The organism is Massilia sp. LXY-5 (genome assembly GCF_059801075.1).
Genome location: NZ_JBNNEH010000003.1, coordinates 177059 through 200852 on the forward strand (window position 1 = coordinate 177059; position 23794 = coordinate 200852).

Consider the following 23794-nt stretch of genomic DNA (forward strand, 5'->3'; position numbering starts at 1 on the left):
GAGTCACCTCAAACGGTAACCGCCAGCTCGTCCAGGATGTTGCGTGCCGCTGCGGTGCCCATGCCGACATACGCATCGGAGGTCACGCCGCCGATGTGCGGCGACAGGATCGCATTATGCAAGCCGGTGAAGGCGTGGCCGCCTGCGACGAAGGGCTCGACCTGGAAGCTGTCGAGTCCCGCCGCGCGCAGCTTGCCGCTGGTGAGCGCCTCGGCCAGCGCCGCTTCGTCGATCAGGCCGCCGCGCGCCGTATTCACGACGATCGCGCCGTCGCGCATGGTGGTCAGGGTCTGGGCGTTGATCATCTTCGCGTTGTCCGCGGTGAGCGGGCAGTGCAGGGACAGCACGTCGGACGTGGCGATCACCTCGGCCAGTTCGCGGCGCTCGATCCCTTCCGGCACACTCGTTGCGAACGGATCGTAGGCGATCACGCGCATGCCCAACGCCGTGCCGACGTCGGCGACGCGGCGGCCGATGGCGCCCAGGCCGACCAGGCCGAGGGTGCGGCCTTTCAGCTCCAGGCTTTTATGGGTGGCCTTGTCCCAGTGGCCGGCACGCATGCGGCTATCTAACTGCACCACGTTCTTGGCGCAGGCCAGGATCAGGGCCCAGGTGTGCTCGGCGACGGCCGCGGCGTTGGCGCCGACGGCGGCGCGCACCACGATGCCGCGCGCCCTGGCGGCGTTCGAATCGATGTTGTCGATGCCGGTGCCGTGCTTCGAGATCACGCGCAGTTTGGGAGAAGCGGCGATCACCCGCTCCGAGATGCGGCCGTAGCGCACGATGATGGCCACCGGTTCGAACTGGCGGCACAGCGCCTCGAGCGCATCTTCCGGGCACTCCTTGCCCGCATAGACGATCTCGAAGTCCGAGAGCAGGGCGACTGCTTGCGGCGCGAGGTCGGCGCCGGTGACGAGGATGACGTCTTTATCGGATTGAGAAGCGCTCACGATGCGGCTCCTTCCATCACGACGCCGGCCTTGCGCAGGGCGTCGTCGAGCCAGGACGGGCGCAGCTGGGCGCCGCTGCGGATGCCTTCCAGACGCGCCGTTTCGTCGGCTACTTTTTTCGCCGCCAGTTCGACCACGAGGCCGGCCTTGCTGGTTTCGACCACGACCACGCCGTCGGCGTCGGCCACGACCAGGTCACCGGGGTTGACGACCGCGCCGCCGAGCGAGACCGGCCAGTTGACGCGGCCCGGCACCACTTTCGTCGGGCCGTTCGGGTTGGCGCCGACGGCGAATACCGGGAAGCCGAGTTCGCGGATGGCTTCCGTGTCGCGCACCGAGCCGTAGACGACGACGCCGGCCAGGCCCAGGGCCATGCACTGCGACACCATGATCTCGCCCATCAGGGCGCAGGTTTCGTCGCCCTTGCCGTCGATGACGAGCACGTCGCCCGGTTTTGCAAGCGACATCGCGGCGTGGATCATGAGGTTGTCGCCGGGGCGCACTTCGACCGTCAGGGCCGGGCCGGCGATGCGCATGCTGGGGGAGAGGGGAGCGACGCGGCTGCACAGGGTGCCGCGGCGGCCGGCCACGTCGGCCAGGATCGAGGCCTGGTACTGGGCAGCTGCCTTGACCAGGGCGGGGTCGACGCGGTCGAAATCGCGGATGACTTCAGGGAGGGAAAATTGGCTCATTGCTGGATCCTTGTCGATGGAGTGAAGCGGCGTGCCAACAGGTGCTGTACACGGGCGGTTCGACAGGAGGCAGCCGCACCGATTGGTGCAATGCTGCGGGTAGTGCGTGTCTCCGTCTTGTTCCCGTGTCCTGCCTGTGGCGGCACGTGGTTAAGTATGGATTCGAGTATAGGAAGGCCAATCTATAATGTATATTCACTTATTTTTTGAATTCTTAAACTTTCAGGAATAGGTCATGGACTTCCGCGACTTGCGTTACTTCGAGGTGATTGCCACCGAAGGCAACCTGGGGCGCGCCGCCGAGCGCCTGTTCCGCACCCAGCCGGCGCTCACCAAATGCATCGACCGGCTCGAGGCGGACCTGGGCGCCCAGCTGTTCGAAAAGAGCGGGCGCCACATGCGCCTGACGGCGGCTGGGACCGCCCTGCTGGCGCGTGCGCGGCGCCTGGCGATCATGGTCGAAGACACCTCGCGCGAGCTGCAGGAACATGCGAGCGGGCTGCGCGGCACGATCCGCGTCGGCTGCGTCCCGACCCTGGCCCAGCACCTGATGCCGTCCGTCTTCCAGGATTTGCTGGCCGAGGCGCCCGATGTAAAAGTGGAGCTGATGGTGGCCATGAACGACCAGATCCTGCGCGCCCTGCGCGAGGGGCAGCTCGACCTGGTGGTGGGGCCGGTGGTCGACGCCGACGAGGAGCTCGAGTCCGAACAGTTCGCTGAGGACGTCGTCGTGGTGATGGCCGCCAGCGATCATCGCATCTTCCAGGGTGAGTATGCCTTGCCGGACCTGCTCGACTATAAATGGATCCTGCCGCCGATCGGCGTAGCCAGCCGCCAGTTCCTCGACCAGACCTTCGAGCGCAACGGCCTGCCGCGCCCCCAGATCCAGATCGAATCGAATGTGCTGAACATGATCCTGCCGATCCTGGAGAAAACCCCGCTGCTGGGTTTTGTCACACGTTTTAATCTGCGCTCGGGCAGGGCGAACCTGCGCGAAGTCGAGCTGCCGGAGACAACCATGCGCCGCTGCCTGGGCCTGACCTACAGGAGATCAGGCTATATTTCCCCGGTCATGCAACGCATGTCGGCAGTCTTGCGCACGCGGGGCGCCATCTTGCTGGGCTGAGGAGGGCAGGAGGCTCGCCGGCTGTGGACGCCGCCCCATGTCTGCGCTTCCGTTCGGAAACGAACATTGGGCAGTTTACGTAAATATTGCTGAGCTGAACGGCGAGTGGGGTGTTTTGATGTTAATATTATTGCAATAAATGCAATTCTCTTCAGGTGTAGCCCGCACGGCATGGGTCGTGGCATGGCATTGATGAGACAAACACCTGGAGAGAACATGAACACCAACAAATTGATCCTGCCGCTGATGCTGGCACTGGCCTGCGGTTCCGCGAATGCCGGCGTACTGCCTTTCCTCGGGGGCGCCCAGCAATTTGCCGTGCTGGGGGCTGAAACGGTCACGAACACCAACGCCACCACGCTGCACGGCGACCTGGGCGTCGCACCTGGTTCGTCGATCACCGGTACCGACAGCGTCACCTTCGCCTCGGGCGGCGCCATCCACCAGACCGATGCGATTGCGGTCCGGGCACAGGCCGATGCGCGCTCATCGTACGAGCGGCTTGCGGCCCTGGCCGGCGGTATCGACCTGAGCGGCCAGGACCTCGGCAGCGTCGGCGTGCTTGGCTCAGGCGTCTATCGTTTCTCGTCGTCGGCGGCACTGACCGGCAGCATGACGATCGATTTTGCCAACGACCCGAACGGCGTCATCGTCTTCCAGATCGGCAGCACGCTGGTCACGGCGGCGAATTCCTTCGTCAACGTGCTCAACGGCACCAGCACCAACGGGATCTACTTCCAGGTGGGCAGCTCGGCCACCCTGGGCGCGGATGCCGTTTTTGCGGGAAATATCCTGGCCCAGCAAAGCGTGAGCTTCGGGTCCGCTTCCAGCATTGCATGCGGACGGGCGCTGGCGCTGGGGGCGGCGGTCACGATGATCGGCAACACCGTTTCCAACGACTGCAATGCCTATTCCCCGACCAGCCTGGGCGGTGACTACGGCAGCGGTGGCTACGGCGGTTTCGGCGTGGCCGTCCTGCCGCCTTCCGACGTACCGGAGCCGGCCAGCCTGGCCTTGTTCGCACTGGGCCTGTGCACGGTCGGCGTATTGCGGCGCGGCCGGCGTGCCGGGCTGAAAACAGCCGCCGCCTGAGCGGGAGGGCGGTCTCGATACCGTCCTCGGCATCGTCCCGGCCGGGACGATAGAAAACCTATATTTCAATTGCAAGTTTCGCCACGGCAGAGTTAAATGCCGCACAATCGGGCCGCTTACATCTCAATACAATTTCCTTATTCGCAGCTTCACCGATCTCCGGATAAGGCAGTCAATGAAAGCGACTCTTTCAGCCCTCACTCTTGCAGCCCTGACTCTCCTGGCAGGCGCCACGGCGCCGGCATTCGCGGCTGAACCTGCTGCGGCTGCGGCTGCCGACGGCGACTGGCGCATGGCCGCCCACGATTACGGCAACACGCGCTTCAGCCCGCTAGGGGAAATCACCCCGGCCAACCTGAATAAACTCAGCCTCGCGTTCACCTTCTCGACCGGCGTGCTGCGCGGCCATGAAGCGGCGCCGGTGGTGGCGGACAACACGATGTTCATCGTCACGCCCTATCCGAACCTGGTTTACGCGCTCGACCTGACGAAACCCGGCGCGCCGCAGAAGTGGAAATACGATCCCAAGCCGCGCGCCAGCGCGCAGGGCGTGGCCTGCTGCGACGTGGTCAACCGCGGCCTCGTCTACGCCGACGGCAAGATCTTTTTCAATACCCTCGACATGGACACGATCGCCCTCGACGCCGCCACCGGCAAGGAGCTCTGGCGCACGCGGCTGGGCAGCATCGACAAGGGCGAAACCGTCACCATGGCGCCGATCGTGGTCAAGGGCAAGGTCCTGGTCGGAAACAGCGGCGGCGAACTGGGCGTGCGCGGCTGGCTCACGGCGCTCGACGCCAACACCGGCAAGATCGCCTGGCGCGCCTACAGCACCGGCCCCGACAAGGAAGTCCTGATCGGGCCCTCGTTCAAACCCTTCTATGCGCAGGACCGCGGCAAGGACCTGGGCACGCGCAGCTGGCCCGGCGACAGCTGGAAGATCGGCGGCGGCACGGTCTGGGGCTTCCTCACCTACGATCCCGAGACCGACCTGGTGTATTACGGCACCGGCAATCCGGGACCCTGGAATCCGGAGCAGCGGCCCGGCGACAACAAGTGGACCTCCGGGATCTTCGCGCGCAAGCCGGACACCGGGGAGGCGGTCTGGTACTACCAGTGGAGCCCGCACGATCTGCACGACTACGACGGCGTCAACGAGAACGTGCTGGCCGAGATGCCGATCGACGGCAAGCAGCGCAAGGTGATCCTGCACCCGGACCGCAACGGCTATCTGTATGTGCTCGACCGCGCGAGCGGCCAGGTGCTCTCGGCCAGTCCCTACGCCACGATTACGACCAGCACCCGGGTCGACCTCCAGACCGGCAAGCTGGTCTACAACCCGGCCAAGGACCCGCAGGCGGGTAAGGCGGTGCGCGACATCTGCCCGGCCTCGTCGGGCGCGAAGGACTGGCAACCGTCCGCCTGGTCGCCGCGCACGAAGCTGCTGTACCTGCCGATGCAGAACATCTGCCAGGATGCGGAGACCTTCGAGACCAGCTATATCGCCGGCACGCCCTATGTCGGCGCCAGCATCAAGCAGTACGCCGGTCCGGGCGGCCACCGCGGCGAATTCGCGGCCTGGGACCCGGTCGCGCGCAAGAAGGTCTGGAGCATCAAGGAAAACTTCCCGGTCTGGAGCGGCGCGCTCGCCACCGCCGGCGACGTCGTCTTCTACGGCACCATGGACGGCTGGTTCAAGGGCCTCGACGGCAAGACCGGCAAGCTGCTGTGGCAGTACAAGGTCGGTTCCGGGATCATCGGCCAGCCGGTGTCCTACCGCGGGCCGGACGGCAAGCAGTACGTCGCGGTGCTGTCGGGGATCGGCGGCTGGGCCGGCACCATCGTCGCCGGCGAGATCGATCCGCGCGACGGCACGGCGGCCACCGGTATGATCAACCTGACCCGCGACCTGCCGAAATACACCGCCAAGGGAGGGATGCTGTATGTCTTCGCCCTTCCGTAAGCTGCTGTTTGCGGCGGCCGCGTTGGCCTTGAGCGCGGCCGCGCAGGCCGATGAACCGCGCCAGTTGCGGGTCTGCGCCGATCCCGACAACCTGCCGTACTCGAACCAGGAAGGTGACGGCTTCGAAAACAAGATCGCCGAACTGATCGCGCAGGACCTGCACGCCACGCTGGAATACGACTGGTGGCCGCAGCGCCGCGGTTTCGTGCGGCGCACGATCGGCGCCGGCATGTGCGACCTGCTGATCGGCGTGCCGGCCGATTTCGAGCGCGTCGCCACGACCAGGCCGTATTACCGCTCGGCCTATGTGTTTGTGACGCGCAGGGCGGACCCGGTGCCCGATTTCGGCAGTCCCGCGATCCGCGAACGCCGCATCGGCGTGCAACTGATCGGCAACGACATGGCGGCCACGCCCGCCGGGCACGCGCTCTCGCGCGCCGGCGCCACCGCGAACGTCACCGGTTTTACGATTTTCGGCGACGGCCCGGCCGCAGAGCGCATGGTGCACGCGGTCGACGCCGGCGAGATCGACGCCGCCTTGCTGTGGGGACCGCAGGCCGGCTGGTTTGCCGCGCGCGCGCAGCTGCCGCTCAAGGTCAGCATCGCCAGGCCGCCGGCCGGCACGCCGGAACCCTTCGAATTCGACGTGGCGCTCGGCGTCAAGCGCGGCAACAAGGCGCTGCTGGCCGAACTCGAGGGCGTCCTCACGCGCAGGCAGGGCGAGATCGACGGCATCCTGGCGCAATACCACGTCCCGCGCACGGACAAAGGGGAGGGGCGATGAAGGCACCGGTGTGTTTGATGCTGGCCTTGCTGGCCGGCCTGGCAGGCTGCTACCGCGAGGAGCGCCCGAATCCGCCGGCACCGGCGGAACCGCGCGACGCGACCGTGTCGGCCGTGCGCCAGAGCGAGATCGAGCCGGGCGCGAAGCGGATCGCGGCCGCCGTCCCGAACGGCTACGAGGAGAACGCCTATGCGCTCTCGCAAGGCAAATCGATGTTCCGCAAATTTAATTGCAGCGGTTGCCATGGCCAGGGCGGCGGCGGCATGGGGCCGGCCCTGATGGACGACAAATGGAGCTACGGCAGCGAGCCGGCGAACATCTACGCGACCATCGTGCAGGGGCGCCCGAACGGCATGCCGGCCTTCGGCGGCCACCTCACGAACGAACAGGTGTGGCAGCTGGTCGCCTATGTACGCTCGATGAGCGGGCAGGTGAGGGAAGATGCGGCGCCTTCGCGCAGCGACGAATTCCAGACCGCGCCGCCCGAAGGCCGGCGCGAGAAGGCCGAGCCGAAAGACGCCGCCGACGCTGCCGCGACGCCGAAAGGATGAGCATGCGCGCGCTGATGTCCTTCCTGTTGCTGGGCGCTTCGAAGCTGGCGGCGGCTGTGCCGGCGCAGAACGCGCTCGAGCCGCTCGGCGTGCAGGCCGCCGGGATCCACGACCTGTGGCGCCTGACGCTGCTGATCTGCACCCTGGTGTTCGCGGCCGTGCTGGCCGCCTTCCTGTATGCGATCTGGCGCGCGCCGCACAGCAAGGTCCAACTGGCGCCGGACGTCTCCACACTCGACCAGCCCGAACCGAAGCTGGGCCGGCCGGTCGTCATCGGCGTCGCGATCTCGATCGTGCTGCTGGTGGTGCTGATCGTGGCTGACTTCGTCACCGAGCGCCGCCTGGCGCGCCTGCCGCTGAAGGATGCGGTGCGCATCGAGGTCACAGGCCACATGTGGTGGTGGGGCGCGCGCTACCTGGACGACGAGCCTTCGCGCATGTTCGACGCCGCCAACGAGATCCACGTCCCGGCCGGCAAACCCGTCATCCTCAAGCTGAACAGCGCCGACGTCATCCACAGCTTCTGGGCGCCCAGCCTGCACGGCAAGAAGGACCTGATACCGGGCCGCACCTCGCTGCTGCACTTCCGCGCCGACCAGCCTGGCGTGTATCGGGGCCAGTGCGCCGAGTTCTGCGGCTTCGAGCACGCGCTGATGGCGTTTACGGTCGTCGCCCATCCGCCTGCCGAGTACGAAGCCTGGGCCGCACGCCAGCGGCTGCCTGCCCCCGCGCCCGCGACCGCACTGCAGAAGCAGGGACTCGAGGTCTTCATGCGCAGCACCTGCGCCATGTGCCACACGGTGGCCGGCACCGAGGCGGGCGCCCGGCTCGGCCCCGACCTGACCCACCTGGCCAGCCGCAGCATGCTCGCCTCGGGCACCTTGCCCAACACGCCGCAATACCTGGCGGCCTGGATCCTCGACCCCCAAAAATTCAAGAAAGGGGCGAACATGCCTGCCACGCCCCTGTCCGCACACGAGCTGGAGGCATTGATGGCTTACCTGGAGACGCTCAAATGAACCCGAGCCCGGCTGTCGACGCGGTGGTCGAACCCTGCAATGCCGTGCTGGACCGCACCTGGAGCGATCCGCCGGGCCTCATCGGCTGGCTCTCCGCGATCAACCACAAGACCATCAGCGTGCGCTTCATGCTCACCACCTTCGGCTTCTTCGCCGCCGGCGGCGTGCTGGCGCTGCTGATCCGCCTGCAGCTGACCGTCCCGGACAACAAACTGATCGGCCCGGACTTCTACAACCAGCTGTTCACCATGCACGGCACCACGATGATGTTCCTGTTCGCGGTGCCGGTGATGCAGGCGGTGGCGACCTACCTGGTGCCGCTGATGATCGGCGCGCGCGGCATCGCCTTCCCGCGCATGAACGCCTTCGCCTACTGGATCTTCCTGTTCGGCGGCCTGATGCTGTACGCCGCCTTCATCCTCGACATCGGCCCCGACGCCGGCTGGTTCGCCTACCCGCCGCTGGCCGGCCCCGAATACTCTCCCGGCAAGCGGACGGATTTCTGGGCCCAGCTGATCACCTACACGGAGCTTTCGGGCCTGCTGGAGGCGGTGATCCTGATCACGACCATTTTCAAGATGCGCGCGCCCGGCATGACCCTGAACCGCATGCCCCTGTTCGTCTGGACCATGCTGGTTACCTCCTTCATGGTGATGTTCGCCATGCCGTCGGTGATGCTGGCCAGTACCGCCCTGATCACCGACCGCCTGGTGGGAACGCATTTCTACAACCCGGCCGAAGGCGGCGACGTCGTCCTGTGGCAGCACCTGTTCTGGTTCTTCGGCCACCCCGAGGTCTACCTGATCTTCATCCCGCCGCTGGGCTTCATGTCCTCGATCATCGCCACCTTTGCGCGCCGCCCGATCTACGGCTATCCGGTGATGGTGCTGGCGATCATCGCCACCGCCTTCCTCGCCTTCAGCCTGTGGGTGCACCACATGTTCGCCACCAATGTGCCCGAACTCGGTAAAAGCTTCTTCACGGCGGCCAGCGCCATGATCGCGATTCCGACCGCGGCCCAGATGTTCTGCTGGATCGCCACCTTGTGGGCCGGACGCCTGAACTTCCGCACGCCGATGCTGTTCGCGCTCTCCTTTTTCTTCATCCTGCTGATCGGCGGCCTGACCGGGGTGATGCTGGCCTCGGTCTCGCTCGACCTGCAGGTGCACGACACCTTCTTTGTCGTGGCCCACCTGCATTACGTGCTGATCGGCGGCGCCGTGTTCCCGCTGTTCGGCGCCTTTTATTACTGGTTCCCCAAGTTCACGGGCCGCATGATGGGCGAGCGCCTCGGGAAATGGAACTTCTGGCTGATGTTCGTCGGCTTCAACGTGGCGTTTTTCCCGATGCACATCGCCGGCCTGCGCGGCATGCCGCGCCGGGTCTATACCTATCCGGCCGAGATGGGGTGGGGCTTGCTGAACCTGATCTCGACCATCGGCGCCGCCATCCTGGCGGTCGGCATCCTGCTCTTCGTCGTCAACGTCCTGCTCAGCCGCAAGCGCGGCGACATGGCCGGCGCCGATCCCTGGGCTGCCGGCACCCTCGAGTGGGCGACGTCCTCCCCTCCGTCGCCCGGCAATTTCCCGCGCCCGCCGGTGGTGGGCTCGCGTTTTCCGCTGTGGAGCAAGGATGGCGTGGCCGGCACCGTGAGGGGCCTGGCCGATGACCGCCGCGAAGTGCTGGTCACCAGCGTGAACGACGCCGTGCCGAATCACCGCGCGGTGATGCCCGAATCGAGCCCCTGGCCCTTCGTGTCGGCGGTCGCCGTGACGGTGCTGTTCATCGGCTCGATCTTCACCCCCTGGGCGATCGTCTGGGGCGCGGTGCTGTGCACGCCGCCGCTGGTCATCTGGTTCTGGCCGAAACGCGGTCCCACGCAGCAGAACATCGAGCGCGAGGTCAAGCCATGAACAAGGTCGATACCAACGTCACCACGCACGACATCGACGTCGCCCGGCTGCCGACCTATGTCTACGGTTCGCACAGCATGATGTGGTGGGGCACGATGGGGCTGATGCTGATCGAGGGCACCGTCTTCGCGATTACCGTGGTCGTGTATTTCTACCTGCGCAGCCACTCCCAGACCTGGCCGGTCAACCGCGCGCCGGAGCTGTTCTGGGGCGGCCTGAATACCCTGATCATGCTGGCCAGCCTGGTGCCGAACCAGCTGGCCAAGCGCGCTGCCGAGCGCGAGGACAAACAGCGTGCGCGCTGGTGGCTGGTCGCCTGCCTGCTGTTCGCGCTGGCCTTTCTTGTCGTGCGCGTGTTCGAGTTCGGCGCCCTGAACACGAGATGGGATTCGAACGCCTACGGCTCGGTGGTCTGGATGCTGCTGGCCCTGCATACGACCCACCTGGTCACCGACACCATCGACACCACGGTGCTGGCCGTGCTGATGTTCACCGGGCCGCTCGAAGGTAAACGTTTCGTCGACGTCAGCGAGAACGCCATGTACTGGTATTTCGTGGTCGGCAGCTGGCTGCCGATCTATGCCGTCATCTACTGGGGAGCGCGCCTGTAAGGGCGCGAACAATGATGCCGAACTGGCCCGCCATGCTGCTTGCCCCTTCGATCGCCCTCGCCAACGCGGGCGTCGCCTACGCGCTCACCTCGCCCAGCTGCGCGGGGCAGGACACCAGCACGCTGCACGTGCTGACGATCTGCAGCCTGCTGGCCTGCCTGCTCGTCACCTTCGGTGCGCTGCTGAACTGGCAGCGCGCGCGCGCGCTGGCGGGACCGGGCGAAACGCCGGACCAATCGCGGCGCCGCTTCCTGAGCCAGGTGGCGACGTTGTGCGGGCTGCTGTCTGCGCTGGTGGTGCTGGCCGAATGGCTGCCGATCTGGATGGTGTCGCCGTGCTACGGCTGATCTGCGGCACGCTCGTCCTGTTCCTGTCCGGCGCCGCGCATGCGCACGACGTGGCGGCACCTGCGCCCCCCGCACCCGGCTGGACCTTCGAGCCCTGGGTGGTGATTTGCCTGGGCCTCTCCGCGCTGCTCTACGGTGTGGGCCTGGTGCGCTTGTGGAAAAAATCCGGTGACGGGCGCGCGCAGCTGCGGCGCCGCGCCTGCTGGTTCTTCGGCGGCTGGCTGGCGCTGGTCGCCGCGCTGGTGTCGCCGCTGGACGCGATGGGCACCCAGCTGTTCTCGGCGCACATGCTGCAGCACGAAGCGATGATGATCGTCGCCGCGCCGCTGCTGGTGCTGGGGCGTCCGTTCGCGCTCTGGATGTGGGGCCTGCCCCCCGGCTGGCGGCGTCCGGTCGCCGCCGCGGTGCGTACGGGCGGCGTGCAGGCCGGCTGGGCGCTGTTGACCATGCCGGTGTTCGCCTGGCTGTTTCATGCGGCCGTCCTGTGGCTGTGGCACGCGCCGCTGCTGTTCGAGGCGGCGCTGCACAGCAATGCCATCCACACGCTGCAGCATGTGAGCTTCCTCGGTTCGGCGCTGCTGTTCTGGTGGGCCGTGCTCGGCGACGGCGGCTTCCGCCCGCAGAGGGGCTTGTCGATGCTCTACATCTTCACGACCATGGCGCACACGGGCGCCCTCGGCGCGCTGCTGACCTGGTCGGGCGTGGTCTGGTATCCGAGCTATATCGGCGCCGGCGAAGCCTTCGGCATGGATGCGCTGGAAGACCAGCAGCTCGGCGGTTTGATCATGTGGGTGCCGGGAGGGCTGGCCTACCTGATCGCCGGGCTGGCGCTGGTGTCGAAATGGCTGGGGAGGCCTGCGCCGCAGGGGGAGGGCGCTAGCCGCATCGTGTGAACTCGCTTCGGGCGGGCGCGCACCGTAGGGTGGGCACTTGTGCCCACGCGTATGGAACTGATGATCAACCCGTTCGTCATCGATCGGACGAAACGTGAGTGCCCTGACAGGGCGCAGCATTCATCGGCACGAACGCGTGGGCACGAGTGCCCACCCTACAGTGCGCGGCTATCCGGTCGAGATCAAGAGCTTGCGGTTTACAAACTACTCCACCTTCCCGATCTTCTGCACCGCCTCCTTGAGCTTCTTCGCATCCTCGGCGATATACGCCTGGAACTCCGGCGTATCGAGATACTGGATCGGACTGCCGGCTCCGGCGATGACCTGGCGCACCTGCGGATCGTTGGCAGCCGCACGCGCCGCCTCGCGCAGTTTGGCAACCACCGGTTCCGGCGTATCGCTTGGCACGAACAGCCCCGACCACTGCGCGAACTCGACCGGATGACCCGCTTCCTTCAGGCTCGGCACGCCCGGGAAGGCGGCCAGCGGCTCGCTGCCCCAGTGCGCCAGCACGCGCAGCTTGCCGGCCTTGACGTGCTGTGCCACGCTGGCAGGTCCCGTCGACAGGGCAGTCACCTGGCCGCCGAGCAGGGCGATGACGGCCGGTGCCGCGCCGGTGTAGGGAACGTGGAGAAGGTGCAGTTTTGCCTCGTGCTTCAGCATTTCCATCGGCACGTGCATGGTTCCGTAATTGCCCGACGAGCCGAAACTGTATTCGCCGGGTTTGCTGCGCACGGCGGCGACGAATTCGGGGAGCGTTTTCCAGGGACTGTCGGCGCGCACCACCAGCACGGTCGGGTCGGCGGTAAAGCGGGCGATGGGTTTCAGCTGCGCCATCTGGTACAGCGGCTTGCGCCCGGTGACCTTGTCGGCTTCCGGAATGATCGAAATCGAGGACAGCGCCATCAGGACCGTATAGCCGTCCGGCGCCGCCCGCGCCACTTGCCCCATACCGATCGCGCCGCCGGCGCCACCCTTGTTTTCGATGATGATGCTGCCCTTCAGGTGCTTTTCCATGGCTGCCGCTACCGGACGCGCCACGGTATCGGCGACCCCGCCGGGCGGGAAGGGGACGACCATCGTGATGACTTTATTGGGATAGACATCGGCTGCGCCGGCCAGGCTGGAAAAGACGCTGCAAATCAGGCCCACGGCCAGGACGGGCGTTTTCAGGAAGTGCATGTTCATCGTGCTCTCGCTATGGATGTGGTGATGATGTGGCAAATGCGCAGCCGCGCCGGGCTGCAATGCATGGATGCTGCCGTGGTCCCGTCAGCGGACCCGGTTCTCGATCGTGCCGATGCCCTCGATCGCAATGCGCACTTCGTCCCCGGCCTTGAGGAATTTCGGCGGCTTGAAGCCGATGCCGACGCCGACTGGCGTGCCGGTGACGATGACGTCGCCCGGCCGCAGTGCGATCCCGGCCGAGATGGTGGCGATCAGGGTCGGAATGTCGAAGATCAGGTCGGCCGTGTTGGCATCCTGGCGCAGCTCGCCGTTGACCCAGCACTGGACGCGCGTGTTTTCCGGATCGATCGCGTCGGCGCTGACGATCCACGGGCCCATCGGGCAGAAGGTGTCCAGGGATTTACCCATGAACCACTGGCCGTGCAGCTTCTGCAGGTCGCGCGCGGTCACGTCGTTGACGATCGTATAGCCCCAGATGTGCGCGTAGGCGTCTTCCTTGCGGATGCCGCGCCCGCCCTTGCCGATGATGACGGCCAGCTCCGCCTCGTAATCCATCTGCTGCGTCACTTCCGGATGGGACAGGATGTCGTCGCCAGGCCCGACGATGGTGCTGGCCGGTTTGGTGAACACGTTCGGCGCCGAGGGCACGACCTGGGCCGACGAGTCGAAGCCGGAGCCGCTGAATTCCTTGGCATGTTCGTGATAGTTTTTCCCGACCAAAAAGAGGTTGCGATCGGTGCGGCCCAGCGGCGCCTTGAGCCGGGCCTGCGCCAGTGGCCGCCCGGGGCCGTTCGGTACCAGCTGGCTTGCCGGCTCCGGAACGGCCTTGATCAGGTCCAGCATGTCGCCCGTGAACCCCGGAACGAGGTCGGCGATATCCCAGTAGTGTTCGCCAGCATCGTCGACGATGACTACGCGCGACGAGGACTGGACTTCGATGGTGGCAATGCGCATTGTCGTCCTTGCTTTGGTTTTAAATGGTTTGTCTCTAAAACCAATTTACCTCAGGTGAAGACGCCAGTCAAAGGCAAAATTGGTTTAAAATCCAACCAATTTCCGTTGAAAGCTGAATGATGAAAAACCAGAACGGTGCCGCCGCGCTCCGTACCGCACTACTGGCGAACATGCGCTCCGGGCACTGGCGCGCCGGCGACAAACTTCCGACCGAACGCGAACTGAGCGAGACCTACCAGATCGGCCGCGCGGGGGTACGCCAGATCCTGGCGGAAGCCAAGGAGCGCGGGCTGATCACGCAGCTGGTCGGCAGCGGCACCTATGTGTCGAAGGAAGCCGCGGCCTTGCTGGAGGCCGACGACAGCGAAGCGTCCGGCATGCACACCAGCCCGGCGGAATTGATGGAGGCGCGCATCATCATCGAACCGATGATCGCGAACCTCATCGTGCGCAACGGCACCAGCGCCGATTTCCTGCGCATGGAAGAGTGCTGCACGCGCGCCGAGAACGCCGGCTCGATGCAGGAGTTCGAGGTGTGGGACGGCGCGCTGCACCAGGCAATTGCGGATGCCACCCACAACACCTTCATCAAGCAGGTGTTCCAGCTGATGAACCGGGTGCGCGAGCAGGGCGACTGGGGCGCCCTGAAAATGCGGAGCCTGACGCCGGAGCGGCGCCGGGCCTACGAGCTCGAACACCGCGCGCTGGTGAATGCGCTGAAGGACCGCGACGAGGAGGGCGCGCGGGGGCTGATCATGGAGCATTTGGTGCATATCCGACACAACCTGCTCGGGTATTAGGACAGGCAGACATCGGCCTGCCGGCAGTGCCGCCACGATCACAGGCAGCTGCGCGGTAGCGACGACCGGGGAACCATGCGATTTCCCCGTTTGCAGCGGTCACCCTTGCCTGTGACCGCTGCGGTGTTCGGTCGAGGTTGCTGCCGGCCAGGCTGCCCATGGGCGCCAATCAGCGCGGCGTCAGCAGGACCGCGCCCGACTGCCACTCGTTCCGTTCGCGCTTGTAGCCACGAACCAGGATCTGCCCCTTGTCGTTGATGGCGACCGCTTCCGCCAGGTACCAGCCGGAAGCCGGGTCGATCAGCGTGTTCAGGTCCTGCATGACGCCGGTGCGGGGACGGATGAAGGCGGCATTCAGGCTTGGGGCGCCGGTGTGCATCGCCTGGCTGGTCCCGACCACGTCGCCGGCGTCGTTGACGTCTTTCGCCGCACTGGTGCCCCACGAGACCAGCGCACCGAGGTCGTACATCTGTCCGCCGGCCCAGGCGAAGGCATTGGTGCCGTACTTGTCCTTCACGGTCGAGTAGCCGACCACCACGCCGTGGTTGTTGATCTTTGCGGGGACGCTGCTGCCCTGCGCACCGTTCAGGGAGCCCAGGTCGGTCACGCGGCCGTTCGCGTACAGGAAGGTATGGTTGACGGTGCGAAACTGGTCGGCGGCGATGTTCATGTAACCCACGACCTGGCCTGCGTCGTTGATGGAGGTCGCATTGCTGGAAGCCGGCAGCCCGCTGATGATCTTTTCGTTGCGCGCCGCGCCGGCGAACGAATAGCTCGGGGTGTTTTCCGGCTGGTCCACCCGGACATTGAGGTCTTCGAAATAGCCCGCAACCTGGTTATAGCGGTTGATGGCGGTGACGCGCGTATTCTGCTGGGTTGCCATCACGCGCCCGAGCATGTGCAAGGACCGCGCCGCCTGGACGAGGAAAGCGGCCCCATCGCTGGCACGGTTCAGGGCGACGGTACCTGCATCGTTGATGGCGACCGGGATCAGTTCGCCCGCCTCACCGATGTTGAGGTCGCGTGGCACGCCGGCACTCCACATCACAGGGCGGGAGCTTCTGGGTGAAGCAACGGGATAAACGGACGCAAGCACCTGGCCCCGGTTGTTCATGGCAATCGGGATCACGCTCCCGTCGCAGCTGGGCTTCAGGTGGGTGAGCGTATATTTCACTTCCGCATTGGCAGCGGCCGACGCGCCGAGTGCCACGATCAGCAGGGCCGGCATGATTGCAAGTTTCAGAGATGACATAAAGACTCCATATTCGTCTTGGGGGTGCGGCCCAACGTCGCAGACAGCAGCATACTGAGCCGCCACCCATCGTCATCATTATTTAACTGATAACATTTATGTCATAACAAGGTTTCCGAGCAGATTGACTTGTATCAACGAGCCAGGAGTAAGATCTGGCTTTCGATCATCGGATGAGCCGCCCGCCGTGACCACTTCGAACGCACGCTCCATCGGCCTGCTGTGCCTGCTCGTGACCTCGGTCGGATGGGGCCTGAACTGGCCGGCGATGAAGTTCCTGCTGAAGGAGTGGCCGCCCCTGTTCGCCCGTGGAAGCGCGGGACTGTGCGCCGCGCTCCTGATCGCCCTGGTCGCCTTCAAGGCAGGCCAAAGCCTGAGGGTGCCGCGCGCCCTGTGGGGCAAACTGGCGCTGGCCGCCTTCCTCAACATCTTTGCCTGGATGGGATTCGCGACGCTGTCCATCCGCTGGCTCACTGCAGGGCAGGGCGCGCTGCTGGTCTATACGATGCCGGTCTGGGCGACCTTGCTGGCCTGGCCGGTGCTTGGCAGGAGGCCGGCTGCCGCGAGCCTGGCCGGGCTGGTGCTCTGCCTGTCGGGGATTGCCTTGCTGTTCGCAGGCGCGGACAGCGGCATCCGGCCGGATCAGCTTCCTGGCGTGCTGTTCGCGCTGGGCGCGGCCTTGCTGTTTGCATTGGGGACCATCGTCCTCAAGCCGCTTCCGATTGCGCCGCTGGCCTCGGTCGCATGGCAGCTTGCACTGGGCTGCCTGCCCATGGTCCTGTTCGGCCTGCTGGTCGAGCATCCGGATCCGCATGCGCTGAGCGGCAAGGGATTGGCGGTCATGGTGTACATGACGCTGGTGCCGATGGGCCTGTGCTACGTCACCTGGTTCGCGGCCCTGCGCCGTCTGCCGCCCGCCCTGGCCTCCATTGCCACCCTGTTGACCCCGGTGGTCGGCGTGCTGGCGGCCGCCTTCAGCCTTGGCGAAGCGCTCGGCACGAAAGAGTTCGTGGCGATGACCCTGACGTTCGCCGGGGTCGCCCTGGCGCTGCGGCCGTCCAGGTCATAGCCTTGCCGCTTCCTCCTCGACCACCTTCTGCTCGATCCGGCGATCCGGTATCAGCCACATCACCGCCACGCCGACATACACCAGGAAGCCCAGCCAGGCCGCGAACCAGGCCAGCGCGATGCCGAGCAGGTAGAGCACGATCGAGATCTTGCCTTTGCGGTCGCTGCCGATGGCTTCTGCCAGGGTCGTATTCTTGCCGTGGTGGGCGAGCAGGCGGCCGATCAGGATCGAATACGCCACCGCACACATGAACAGCACGAAGCCATAGGCGACGATCGGCCCGGTCTCGAAATGGTTTTCTCCCATCCAGCCGGTGACGAAGGGGATCAGCGACAGCCAGAACAGCAAGTGCAGGTTGGCCCACAACACGCCACCGTTCACTTCCTTCACCGCGTGCATCAGGTGATGGTGGTTGTTCCAGTAGATGCCGACATAGATGAAGCTGAGCACATAGCTCATGAAGACGGGCCACAGCGGCAGCAGGGCGCTGAAGTCCGGGTGGTGCGGAACTTTAAGTTCCAGCACCATGATCGTGATGATGATGGCGATCACGCCGTCGCTGAAGGCCTCCAGGCGGTTCTTGTTCATTTTTCCTCCGGTTCGTTCAACGACAAGTGCCAGCACAGGATCGCCACCGGCACCGCCAGTGCGACGAATCCGAAGGCGCGAAAGGCGAAGGCCGCCGCCGCGCAGCCCAGGGCAAAGGCGAGCACCGGCCAGAAGAACTTGGCGCAGCGCGCCCTGGTTGCCGCGTCGGCCGCGCCCCGCAGGCGGTCGACGGTGTCGATCACGAGCTGGGTGACGTTCCCGGTCATCATCGAGGTCGGGGCCAGATTGGTCAGCAGCAGCTTACTGGCCGCGCTGTGCGCGCCCATCGCTGCCGCCCCTAGCAGGCCGGCGGCGAAGGCCAGCGGCGCGACCTTGCGGCCAACCGGCTCGGCCAGCATGCCGCACACCATGAAGCCGACCAGCAGCACCAGCTGCAGCAGGTAGACCGGCTTGACGGCAGGCGCACCGCGCCGCTCGCAGCCCGCCGCCAGCAGCCTTGCCGCGGCCACGCCGAGGATAAAGGCCGGGAAGGCGAGCAGTTTCAGCAGCGAGGGCGTCTGCGCCGGATCGGCCAGGGCCGCCGCGATCAGGACGAAGTTGCCGGTGACGTGGGCGGTAAACAGGCCGAACAGGGCGATGAAGCCGAGGGTGTCGACATAGCCGGCCAGGAAGCCCATGCCGACACCCTGCAGCCGTTGGAATTGTGCGCTCTTCATGATCAGAACGCGAAGCAGCTGCAGCCGAAGGCACCCCAGAAGCCGCCCAAGTCCGACACGGGAACGGTCGACTTGCGGGCCCGGTCGTGGCGATGGGCGTGCACGCCGCAAGGGCCGCTGCACTGGTGGGGCAGGGCGGCTTGCGCTTGCGGGGCCGCCTTGCGCCAGTGTCCCGGCACCGATCGCGCCGGCGACCACTCGGGCAGCACCGGAATCGGCGGCGGCCCCAGGCTGGTGAACTCGGCGGCGCCGTACACCACATTCCCGCCCACCACCGTCAGCACCGATTCGATCGATTTGATGGTCTCGTCGTCCACCGTGAAAAAGTCCTGCGACAGTACGGCGAGATCGGCCAGCATGCCTTCCTGGATCCTGCCCTTGCGGCCCTGCTCGTTCGAGAACCAGGCGCTGCCCGAGGTCCACAGTTCAAGGGCGACGCTGCGCTCGAGCAGGCCCTTGTCTCCGTACAGCGGCAGGCCGCCCACGGTGCGCCCGGATACCAGCCAGTACAGCGCGGTCCAGGGGTTGTAGCTGGCCACGCGGGTGGCGTCGGTGCCGGCGCCCACCGGCACGCCGCTCGCCAGCATCTGCCTGACCGGCGGCGTCGCACTCGCTGCCTGCCTGCCGTAGCGGTCGACGAAATACTCGCCCTGGAAGGCCATGCGGTGCTGGATGGCGATGCCGCCGCCGAGCACTTTGACGCGTTCGATATTGCGCTCGCTGATGGTCTCGCAGTGATCGAACATCCAGTGCAGGCCATTGAAGGGGATCTCGCGATTCACCTTCTCGAAGACGTCGAGCATGCGCGTGATCGATTCGTCGTAGGTCGCATGCAGGCGGAACGGCCAGCGGTTCTCGACCAGGTGGCGCACCACTTTTTCCAGTTCGTCTTCCATGCCGGCCGCCAGTTCCGGACGCGGTTCGAGAAAATCCTCGAAGTCGGCGGCCGAGAACACCAGCATCTCGCCGGCGCCATTGTGGCGGTAGTAATCGCTGCCTTCGCCCGGTTTCACCATGCCGGTCCAGCGCTGGAAGTCTTCCAGCTCCCGTCCCTTGTTCTGGGTGAAGAGGTTGTAGGCGACGCGGATGGTCAGCTGTTTATTCCGGTCGAGTTCTTCGATGACGGCGTAATCGTCCGGGTAGTTCTGGAAGCCGCCGCCGGCGTCGATCGCGCTCGTCAGGCCGAGGCGGTTCAATTCGCGCATGAACTGGCGGGTGGAATTCACCTGCAGGTCGATGGGCAGGGTCGGTCCCTTTGCCAGGGTCGCATACAAAATCATTGCGTTCGGACGCGCGATCAGCATGCCGGTCGGGTTCCCCAGGGCGTCGCGCTGGATCTCGCCGCCCGGCGGGTTCGGCGTGTCTTTCGTGTAGCCGACGGCGCGCAGGGCGGCGCGGTTGAGCAGGGCGCGATCGTACAGGTGCAGGATGAAGACAGGGGTATCGGGCGCGGCGGCGTTGATTTCCTCGAGCGTCGGCATGCGGCGTTCGGCGAACTGGAATTCGCTCCAGCCGCCGACCACGCGCACCCATTGCGGATGCGGGGTGCGCTCGGCCTGCTCCTTCAGCATGCGCAGCGCGTCGCCAAGGGAGGGTACGCCTTCCCAGCGCAGTTCCAGGTTGTAGTTCAGTCCACCGCGGATCAGGTGAATGTGCGAGTCGTTCAGGCCGGGAATCGCGGTGCGCCCGTTCAGGTCGATGACCTGGCTGCCCGCTTCGCGGTAGCGCATCACGTGTTCGATGTCGCCGACGGCGAGGAAGCGTCCGTCCTGGATCGCCACGGCGCTCGCCTGCGGCCGCGCACGGTCGAGGGTGGCGAAGTTGCCGTTGATGAGGATGAGGGGCGCTGCGGCCTGGGTGGACTGTGCGTTCATGGTTCTGCTCCGTGGATGGTGGACCCGGTCCGCCGCGGCGGACCGGGTGAGTGGGTGGCGCTTCAGCGGACCGGCGCGGGGACGGGCGCCAGCACTTCGTTATTTCCCTGGTTGCGGGCGGCGGCCTTGTGCACCATCGTGTAAGCATAGTCGACACCCATGCCGTAGGCGCCCGAGTGCTCGGTGACGATCTTCATCACGGCATCGTAGGTGTCGCGGTTCTTCCAGTCGCGCTGCCACTCGAGCAGCACCTGCTGCCAGGTCACCGGGACCACGCCGGCCTGCACCATGCGCTGCATCGCGAAATCGTGGGCGTCCTTCGAGGTGCCGCCCGAGGCGTCGGCCACCATGTAGATCTCGTACTCGCCCTCCAGCATGGCCGACAGGGCAAAGGTGGTGTTGCACACTTCGGTCCAGAGGCCGGCCACGATGATCTTCTTGCGGCCGTTTGCCGCCAGCGCGTCCCGTACTTTCTGGTCGTCCCAGGAATTCATCGAGGTGCGCTCGAGGATCGGGTGGTCCGGGAACACGTCCAGGATTTCCGGATAGGTGCGGCCCGAAAACGAGTCGCTCTCCACCGTGGTGATCACGGTCGGGATACCGAAAGCCCTGGCCGCCTTGGCCAGGCCGACCACGTTGTTTTTCAGAGTCTGGCGGTCGATCGATTGCACACCGAAGGCCATCTGCGGCTGGTGGTCGATGATGATCAGTTGCGAGTTGTGTGGGGTCAGGACTTCGAGTTTCGGGTTGTTCATGCTGTGCTCCTTGTCGTCATCAGTGCAGGTTAGCCGTGGCGGGAATCGCCGGCGGCTTCTTTTTTGGCATCGTGCTGGATGCCGGTGATCTTCGGCTTGCATTCGCTGGCGAACCAGGCTTTCGTGAGCGGTGCGCCGTCGATCACGCGTTTCGCCACCGGCACGATCTGCTCGCCGACCAGCATGCCCAGCAAACCGATCAGGGCAATGGCCGGCGGCGCCGGCGAACGCACGTTGATCAGGCCGTAGAGCAGGCCGGCCAGGATGCCGGCCCCCAGGGAAATCAAATACATCGTTCGTTCCTCCTTCTACCGTGGGCGACCGGCCGGCATCGCTGTCGAGATCATCGAATGCTTCGAAGCTTCAGGACAGCGTTCGCCTCCTGGCTCTCGTCGTGTTTCGATGCGATGAATGCATTATGCGGAACGAAAGCGGGGCTGAAAAACGGAATATTTGCGGACATACAATCGAAATTTTCGAATGTCGCTGTGGCGGGCTGAAAACGGTACAGGCAGGAGGCGTATTGCTGCCTGAAGGAATGAAAAATTTCGCGCGAGAAGCGTCGGTTTTCTTTACATTTTTCTTATTGATGAGTTAACAAAAAATCGTAAGTCATTGATCTGTAAGGTCGTCAATACGCTGGCACGGCTGATGCTAGTACTGAAGTGCTGTCTGCCTATCAACCACCGATGAGGATGACGATCATGAAATTTCTGAAGAAACTGGCTTGTGCTACCGCTGTTGCAATGACCATGGCTGGGGGCGCCAACGCCGCCACCGTCCTGAACGACTGGGTATTCAATCCGACCGGCGGCGGCTTCGCCAGCGGGCAGACCATCAACGAATACCTGGACGTGAACGGCAATGCCTTCATCCAGATCAACCCGTCCGGTGGCTCCAGCTTCTCGTTCTCCGAGCATGGGGTGTTCAATATCGTCCAGGCCGACAGCAACAACCAGCTGTTCCCAGTGAACTACCCAGGTGGCAACATCAGCGCAACCTTCCAGGCGACCGGCACCGGTAGCTTCGGTGGCGCCTTCACCTTCAGCGGCGGCACCATCCGCATCTACCAGAACACCACCAACCAGTACGGCACGACGGCCGGTATCTATGGCGCCGACCAGGGCAACCTGATCGCCGAGTTCAGCGTGATGGCGGGCGGCGGCGGCCTGGTCGATGCCAGCGGTTCGCCGACCAATAACGGCCAGGTGACCGTGCTTGCACGGGCCGAGGCCGGTGCGCTGGATGCGGGCTACTTCTTCCGTGAAAACGGCCAGGACCTGTCGACCGAGTCGATCATGGCCTTCGCCTTCACCAACGCGAACACGATTGCCAATCCGACTTCCACGCTGGTCAATGAAGTGGCTTGCCAGTACTCGGGCTTCACCGGTGCGGGCTGCAACGGTACGGCTTACGCGAATTCGCCTGGCCAGTACTTCTTCATTGGCGGAAACGGTCAACTCAAGCTGGCGGAAGTGCCGGAGCCAGGTTCGCTGGCCCTGTTCGGCATCGCCATGCTGGGTGCCGGATTCGCCACCCGCAAGCGCGCCAGCAAGGTGTAATCGGGTGATGTCGGTCTTGTCGTAATAAAAAAGAGCGGGCTTGCCCGCTCTTTTTTTCGCTCTTATTGGTTGGCAAAGCCGCCCCGTTCAGGCCCGCTGCTGCTCCGGCAAATGAATCGACCGCGCCAATAAATGTCCCGCCAGCCAGCCGCCGACCAGGCCGCCGATGTGCGCCGCGTTATCGGTATGCGGATACACGAAGCCCATCCATAAACTGAACAGTAAAAACGGTACCAGCGACGAACGCAGTTCCGACACGACGGTCGGTGGCACGCCGCTGTTCGGACGGCCGAGGAAGGCGAGCAGGCCGCCGATGACGCCAAAGATCGCGCCCGAGGCGCCGACGCTGTTCACGTGCGGATTCCACAGCACGCTGGCCAGGCTGCCCGACACGCCGGCCAGGAAATACAGGGCCACGAAACGGGGGCTGCCGAAGATCCGTTCGGTGAGCCTGCCGACCTGCCACAGCGCCAGCATGTTGAAGCCCAGGTGCCAGATACTCCCGTGCAGGAACATCGAGCTGACCAGGCGCCACCATTGGCCGCCGCGCGTCAGGCGGCCGACGTTCGAGCCCCATTCCACCAGCTGCTGGGCGTGCAGGATGGCCGAGACGGTCGGGTTCAGCGCGAACAGCTGGCGCAGTGGTCCCTCGAGCGCCGCCTGGTATTTCTGCCGCGCCAGCCACATCAACGCGAAAATGCCGATGTTCGCCGCGAGCAGGCCCCAGATCGCGGGCGTCGACGGGCTCCAGTAGTCGATGCGGTCGTGGAAGACCTCGTTTTCCTCGTGCTCCTGCACGAATTGCTCGGTCTGGCGCGTGGGGAGCAGGGCGACGATGCGCGCGGCCGTCTCGCGGTCCGCGACACTGAAGCCGATCGTCCTGTCGCCCTTCACGCCGAGCTCGTCGAACCGGACGTCCTGGCCGCTGGCCCAGGCGTTGACGATGTCGACGCGGCGCAGGCGATGCTCCTCGCGCTTCGGCATGCGGAACGAGCGCTGGCTGGTTCCGCGGATGATCAGGAAATCGTCCTGCACCTCGAGGGTTCCCTTGCCGCGCAGGCGGAAGGGGTTGGTCGGCCATTTGGACCCGGCCGTGTAGAAACGGACGTCGAACAGCGTACTACCCGTCATCGT

24 protein-coding genes are annotated in these 23794 nt (G+C 65.3%); 13 read left to right on the forward strand and 11 right to left on the reverse strand.

Going from position 1 to position 23794, the window contains the following annotated elements:
• Positions 1 to 8: 8 nt before the first annotated feature.
• Positions 9 to 950 carry a hydroxyacid dehydrogenase gene (locus tag ACI48I_RS09795; protein ID WP_498574056.1) on the reverse strand — a complete coding sequence of 314 codons (942 nt, stop codon included), beginning with the start codon at positions 948 to 950 and terminating at the stop codon, positions 9 to 11.
• Positions 947 to 1642, reverse strand: a complete 696-nt coding sequence (locus tag ACI48I_RS09800; protein WP_498574057.1) for an RraA family protein — start codon at positions 1640 to 1642, stop codon at positions 947 to 949. Before ACI48I_RS09800 ends, ACI48I_RS09795 begins: the two co-directional genes overlap by 4 nt.
• A gap of 235 nt (positions 1643 to 1877) precedes the next feature.
• On the opposite strand from ACI48I_RS09800, the gene ACI48I_RS09805 reads away from it, so the two are divergent.
• From ACI48I_RS09805 to ACI48I_RS09850, 10 genes are all read left to right on the forward strand, one after another.
• Positions 1878 to 2768, forward strand: a complete 891-nt coding sequence (locus ACI48I_RS09805) for a LysR family transcriptional regulator (protein ID WP_498574058.1) — start codon at positions 1878 to 1880, stop codon at positions 2766 to 2768.
• Between the two features lie 216 nt (positions 2769 to 2984).
• On the forward strand, positions 2985 to 3860 hold the full coding sequence (locus ACI48I_RS09810) for a DUF3494 domain-containing protein (protein WP_498574059.1): 876 nt from the start codon (positions 2985 to 2987) through the stop codon (positions 3858 to 3860).
• 175 nt (positions 3861 to 4035) lie between these two features.
• Positions 4036 to 5823, forward strand: a complete 1788-nt coding sequence (locus tag ACI48I_RS09815) for a methanol/ethanol family PQQ-dependent dehydrogenase (RefSeq protein WP_498574060.1) — start codon at positions 4036 to 4038, stop codon at positions 5821 to 5823.
• Positions 5804 to 6607, forward strand: a complete 804-nt coding sequence (locus ACI48I_RS09820) for a substrate-binding domain-containing protein (protein WP_498574061.1) — start codon at positions 5804 to 5806, stop codon at positions 6605 to 6607. The genes ACI48I_RS09815 and ACI48I_RS09820 overlap by 20 nt, the downstream gene beginning before the upstream one ends.
• The gene (locus tag ACI48I_RS09825) at positions 6604 to 7158 is read left to right on the forward strand and encodes a c-type cytochrome (protein ID WP_193687079.1); all 555 of its coding nucleotides are present in this window, start codon (positions 6604 to 6606) and stop codon (positions 7156 to 7158) included. The genes ACI48I_RS09820 and ACI48I_RS09825 overlap by 4 nt, the downstream gene beginning before the upstream one ends.
• Before the next feature lie 2 nt (positions 7159 to 7160).
• Positions 7161 to 8177, forward strand: coding sequence for a cytochrome c oxidase subunit II (gene coxB, locus ACI48I_RS09830; RefSeq protein ID WP_498574062.1), 1017 nt, complete (start codon positions 7161 to 7163; stop codon positions 8175 to 8177).
• Positions 8174 to 10090 carry a cytochrome c oxidase subunit I gene (gene ctaD / locus ACI48I_RS09835; RefSeq protein ID WP_498574063.1) on the forward strand — a complete coding sequence of 639 codons (1917 nt, stop codon included), beginning with the start codon at positions 8174 to 8176 and terminating at the stop codon, positions 10088 to 10090. Before coxB ends, ctaD begins: the two co-directional genes overlap by 4 nt.
• Positions 10087 to 10701 (forward strand): cytochrome c oxidase subunit 3, encoded by a 615-nt coding sequence (locus tag ACI48I_RS09840; RefSeq protein WP_498574064.1) that lies wholly within the window; start codon positions 10087 to 10089, stop codon positions 10699 to 10701. The genes ctaD and ACI48I_RS09840 overlap by 4 nt, the downstream gene beginning before the upstream one ends.
• A gap of 11 nt (positions 10702 to 10712) precedes the next feature.
• Positions 10713 to 11048 (forward strand): hypothetical protein, encoded by a 336-nt coding sequence (locus tag ACI48I_RS09845; protein ID WP_498574065.1) that lies wholly within the window; start codon positions 10713 to 10715, stop codon positions 11046 to 11048.
• Entirely contained in the window at positions 11009 to 11941 is a 933-nt protein-coding gene (locus tag ACI48I_RS09850) for a cytochrome c oxidase assembly protein (protein ID WP_498574066.1), read from the forward strand. The genes ACI48I_RS09845 and ACI48I_RS09850 overlap by 40 nt, the downstream gene beginning before the upstream one ends.
• 204 nt (positions 11942 to 12145) lie before the next feature.
• On the opposite strand, the gene ACI48I_RS09855 is transcribed toward ACI48I_RS09850, so the two are convergent.
• A complete protein-coding gene (locus tag ACI48I_RS09855; protein ID WP_498574067.1) occupies positions 12146 to 13129 on the reverse strand; it encodes a tripartite tricarboxylate transporter substrate binding protein in 984 nt (327 codons plus the stop codon).
• An 84-nt stretch (positions 13130 to 13213) separates the two neighbouring features.
• Positions 13214 to 14083: a fumarylacetoacetate hydrolase family protein gene (locus ACI48I_RS09860; protein ID WP_498574068.1), complete on the reverse strand. Its 870-nt coding sequence runs from the start codon at positions 14081 to 14083 to the stop codon at positions 13214 to 13216.
• A gap of 116 nt (positions 14084 to 14199) precedes the next feature.
• Between ACI48I_RS09860 and ACI48I_RS09865 the strand changes: the two genes are divergently transcribed.
• Entirely contained in the window at positions 14200 to 14883 is a 684-nt protein-coding gene (locus ACI48I_RS09865) for a FadR/GntR family transcriptional regulator (protein ID WP_498574069.1), read from the forward strand.
• A gap of 169 nt (positions 14884 to 15052) precedes the next feature.
• On the opposite strand, the gene ACI48I_RS09870 is transcribed toward ACI48I_RS09865, so the two are convergent.
• The gene (locus ACI48I_RS09870; RefSeq protein WP_498574070.1) at positions 15053 to 16135 is read right to left on the reverse strand and encodes a DUF3466 family protein; all 1083 of its coding nucleotides are present in this window, start codon (positions 16133 to 16135) and stop codon (positions 15053 to 15055) included.
• A gap of 187 nt (positions 16136 to 16322) precedes the next feature.
• On the opposite strand from ACI48I_RS09870, the gene ACI48I_RS09875 reads away from it, so the two are divergent.
• Positions 16323 to 17204 carry a DMT family transporter gene (locus tag ACI48I_RS09875; RefSeq protein ID WP_498574071.1) on the forward strand — a complete coding sequence of 294 codons (882 nt, stop codon included), beginning with the start codon at positions 16323 to 16325 and terminating at the stop codon, positions 17202 to 17204.
• Here the strand turns inward: ACI48I_RS09875 and ACI48I_RS09880 are convergent.
• The 5 genes from ACI48I_RS09880 to ACI48I_RS09900 all read right to left on the reverse strand — a co-directional run bounded on the left by ACI48I_RS09880 (position 17199) and on the right by ACI48I_RS09900 (position 21391).
• Entirely contained in the window at positions 17199 to 17792 is a 594-nt protein-coding gene (locus ACI48I_RS09880; RefSeq protein WP_193687070.1) for a TMEM175 family protein, read from the reverse strand. The two genes, ACI48I_RS09875 and ACI48I_RS09880, sit on opposite strands and share 6 nt — an antisense overlap.
• The gene (locus ACI48I_RS09885; protein ID WP_498574072.1) at positions 17789 to 18469 is read right to left on the reverse strand and encodes a YoaK family protein; all 681 of its coding nucleotides are present in this window, start codon (positions 18467 to 18469) and stop codon (positions 17789 to 17791) included. Before ACI48I_RS09885 ends, ACI48I_RS09880 begins: the two co-directional genes overlap by 4 nt.
• A 2-nt stretch (positions 18470 to 18471) precedes the next feature.
• Positions 18472 to 20343 carry an amidohydrolase gene (locus ACI48I_RS09890; protein WP_498574073.1) on the reverse strand — a complete coding sequence of 624 codons (1872 nt, stop codon included), beginning with the start codon at positions 20341 to 20343 and terminating at the stop codon, positions 18472 to 18474.
• 62 nt (positions 20344 to 20405) lie between these two features.
• Positions 20406 to 21098: a hydrolase gene (locus ACI48I_RS09895; protein WP_498574074.1), complete on the reverse strand. Its 693-nt coding sequence runs from the start codon at positions 21096 to 21098 to the stop codon at positions 20406 to 20408.
• A 29-nt stretch (positions 21099 to 21127) separates the two neighbouring features.
• On the reverse strand, positions 21128 to 21391 hold the full coding sequence (locus tag ACI48I_RS09900; RefSeq protein ID WP_193687066.1) for a XapX domain-containing protein: 264 nt from the start codon (positions 21389 to 21391) through the stop codon (positions 21128 to 21130).
• 411 nt (positions 21392 to 21802) lie between these two features.
• Between ACI48I_RS09900 and pepA the strand changes: the two genes are divergently transcribed.
• Positions 21803 to 22660 (forward strand): flocculation-associated PEP-CTERM protein PepA, encoded by an 858-nt coding sequence (pepA, locus tag ACI48I_RS09905; protein ID WP_193687065.1) that lies wholly within the window; start codon positions 21803 to 21805, stop codon positions 22658 to 22660.
• Between the two features lie 87 nt (positions 22661 to 22747).
• On the opposite strand, the gene ACI48I_RS09910 is transcribed toward pepA, so the two are convergent.
• Complete coding sequence (locus tag ACI48I_RS09910) at positions 22748 to 23791, reverse strand: rhomboid family intramembrane serine protease (RefSeq protein ID WP_498574075.1); 1044 nt, start codon at positions 23789 to 23791, stop codon at positions 22748 to 22750.
• Positions 23792 to 23794 lie beyond the last annotated feature (3 nt).